General features: G+C 63.4%; 3 protein-coding genes and 1 riboswitch. All 3 genes read right to left on the bottom strand.

Annotated features, from left to right (window positions below):
* On the bottom strand, positions 1-438 hold a 438-nt coding region (locus ACE3UY_RS22335; protein WP_374689678.1), incomplete at its 3' end, for a hypothetical protein.
* A 70-nt stretch (positions 439-508) separates the two neighbouring features.
* Positions 509-1,111: a YsnF/AvaK domain-containing protein gene (locus tag ACE3UY_RS22330; RefSeq protein ID WP_374689677.1), complete on the bottom strand. Its 603-nt coding sequence runs from the start codon at positions 1,109-1,111 to the stop codon at positions 509-511.
* Positions 1,112-1,358: 247 nt separating this feature from the next.
* Complete coding sequence (locus tag ACE3UY_RS22325) at positions 1,359-2,513, bottom strand: aminotransferase class V-fold PLP-dependent enzyme (protein WP_374689676.1); 1,155 nt, start codon at positions 2,511-2,513, stop codon at positions 1,359-1,361.
* Between the two features lie 155 nt (positions 2,514-2,668).
* Positions 2,669-2,788, top strand: a riboswitch (SAM riboswitch).
* Positions 2,789-2,894 lie beyond the last annotated feature (106 nt).

The raw sequence follows: 2,894 nt of genomic DNA, 5'->3' as shown, positions 1-2,894 counted from the left end.
GTCAATGGGGCTATAGCGGCGCAGAATCTCGACGGCGCGGTTAGCGCGGTCATCAGCGGCCTTGACGGCCACCAGTGTGCCGCCACGGCGGACGCCCTCGGCGTAGTAGCCGGCCTCTTCCTCGGGAATGCCCCAGTTCACCAGAGCGCCCACCAGCCCACCGGCTGCCGCGCCCAGCGCCGCGCCGGTCAGACCGGCCACAATCGGGCCGGCAGCGACCACGGGGCCGATGCCCGGGATGGCCAGCGCGCCCAGACCGAGCAGCACGCCGCCCAACCCGCCGATGCCCGCGCCGGTCAAGGCGCCGGCCGTCGCGCCTTCGGCAACGTGGTCGGTCTCGGCGCTCGTCACTTCGGTGGCTCCACCGGCCACCAGACTAATGTCCGCACGGTCAAAACCGGCATTAACCAGTTCGGTAACGACCTGGTCGGCTGTCATACGATCATCATACAGACCAATTACAGTCTTCATCGTTTCCTTGCTCCTTTCCGAATCTTGTCGGAAATCGTTAGGTGCGCGGCCCGGCGTCCGCTTCGTCGCGACTCAGCCGCTCGATATGGGCCTCTTCGCTTCGCAGCGTCACGCGCTGGGGCCGGCGCGCCTCTGTTACTCGCCGTGTCAGCCTGATCTCCTCGACCAGCATCAGCTGTTTTTGGACGACCAGCACTTCTCTGACCACCGGCACAATGGTTGTGTCCCCTTCTTGGCGGACGGACACAGGACCGTCAACGGGACGGTTGACCGGAACACGCTCCACATCAATGTGTTCTTCGAGCAACGGCTCGTCAATCACTTCCACACGTTCATGTACCTGAGTGTGGACACGGACAACGCCCGTCTCGATGACACGCTTGCCGACATGGAGTTGCTCTTCGACGAGCGGCACAATTACCGGCTCGTCGCTTCCGTCAGGAGTGACCTGGTTTAGGTCGGCGAATGAGAGCAAAGCGGAGTATGACCCGTCTTCGCGGAACACCAGCGCATCGCCCGGAACTAGTAAGCTCTCACCTTCAAAGTCGATGATGAACTGCCGGAACCGGGGGCTGTAGCCCTGCAATCGCGCCTGGCTGCCGTCCTCGTCGATGACTGTCACTATAGCCGCGTGCTCCATCCACTATTCTCCATTCCGGAAGCGTCGGCGTGGGTGGGTGTATTGCCCGCCGGCCGAATCGCTTACCCTATGCAGGATAGCAGATCGCGAAGGACTCTCGTGTGTCGCCTGTACATGCAATGCGGCACAATATGGGGTATAGACTGGCTAGAGAGAGTAAGTGGAAGGGGAATAGGCCAAAGGTACATTGGCTTCAAGGTCCCGGCTCGGCTCTGACAAGACACAAAGGCTCGAGCAAGACCAGGGCTTATTGGCGCAGTATGGAGCGCAGCGCCCTTATCAGCACGTCCACGTCCGACTCGCTATTGTAGCCTTGGATGGAAACGCGGATAAACGGCCGTCCGTTCCAGAGGGTGCACGGAATCTCCACGCGGTAGTCGTGATAGAGTCGCGCCTTGAAGGCGGGCAGGTCGTCGACCGGCGGCAGCGGCGCGATCGCCATCTGGGCGTAAAGGTCGTCGCCGGCGTAGACGCCCGGCAGGCCGGTCACTTCGCCAATGCAGGTGATGGCCTCGGTAACCAGCGCGTGACACGCCCGACGCACGGCCGGCCAGTCGTGTTCCTCCTGAAAGCGGGTGGCCGCCGGCACGCTCAGGAAGGCAGCGAAGTCGGCCGTGCCCGGCCACTGGAAGGCGTCGAGGAAGTCGGAGCCGAACGTCAGGGCGCGCCCCTCGCCCCAGCCCCAGCTTACTATCAACGGCTCGATGAGCGGCTGGACTTCTGGCCGCGCGTAGAGGAAGGCTGAGCCTTTGGGCGCGCACAGCCACTTGTGGGCGTTGCTGGTGTAGAAGTCCGCGCCGAGGGCGGTCAGGTCGAGCGGCAGTTGGCCGACAGCGTGGGCGGCGTCGATAACGGTCAGGATGCCTGCCTCGCGCGCCCGGGCGCAGATCGTCTCGACGGGCAGCCGCAGCGCGGTGGGCGAGGTGATGTGGCTCATGAAGATGACCTTTGTCCGCGGCGTCACGCCCTGCCACAACGCTTCGGTCATCTCCCCGGCCGTCAGGCCCAATGGGATGGGCTGCCGGACGACCTCGAAGCCGCGCTTGCCGCTCAGAAAGCGCCAGACGTTGTCGCACGCGCCGTACTCATGGTCGGTGGTCAGCACCTCGTCGCCCGGCCCCAGCGCCAGCGAGCGGGCCACGGCGTTGACGGCGTAGGTGGCGTTGGGCACGTAGACCAGATCGTCAGCCGGCGCATTGACGGTGCGGCCCAGCGCCGCCCGCGCCTCGGCCAGGTAGCCGCCCAACTCCACGCCGAGGAACTGCACCGGCTGCCACTCCAGCCGTCGCTGCCACTCTTGGTACACGTCGAAGACCGTCCGGGGGGTCGCGCCGAAGGAGCCGTGGTTGAGGAAAACGACGTCGGGATCGAGTAGAAAGAGGTCACGCAGTGAAGTGATCATAGCGGGTTAAGCATAGCACGCTGATTTCGCTGATTGCAACGCCGATTTTCGCGATGGAAAACCGACAACGTCGGGGCTGTTCTATTGGGCACTTTTTCATCTTGACAGTTAGGCTGCCCGCCGCTATAGTTCTCGCCAACAACCGAATACTGTCACTTTTATCCAGAGAGGTGGAGGGAACGGCCCGATGAAACCTCGGCAACCCGGATCGGACGGCAGAGATCGTCCGGTGACCAGGGTGCCAACTCCGGCAGAGCGATTCTGGAAGATGAGAGCGACACGGATAGACCCCCATCCCTTGCGCTGCTAAAACCCGGAATACCTGCCTAATCGGACCCTCTGGCCCTCCCACCCGCGCCAAGGGTCTTTTTGATCCTCGCG

Source organism: Promineifilum sp. (SeqCode) (assembly GCF_041918635.1).
Taxonomy (GTDB): domain Bacteria; phylum Chloroflexota; class Anaerolineae; order Promineifilales; family Promineifilaceae; genus Promineifilum.
Note: the sequence above shows the minus strand (reverse complement) of the source record. Positions and strands in the feature narration are given on the sequence as shown.

Coding starts and splice junctions, on each gene's coding strand:
- ACE3UY_RS22325 (WP_374689676.1), bottom strand. CDS start 2,513: ATGATCACTTCACTGCGTGACCTCTTTCTACTCGATCCCGACGTCGTT.
- ACE3UY_RS22330 (WP_374689677.1), bottom strand. CDS start 1,111: ATGGAGCACGCGGCTATAGTGACAGTCATCGACGAGGACGGCAGCCAG.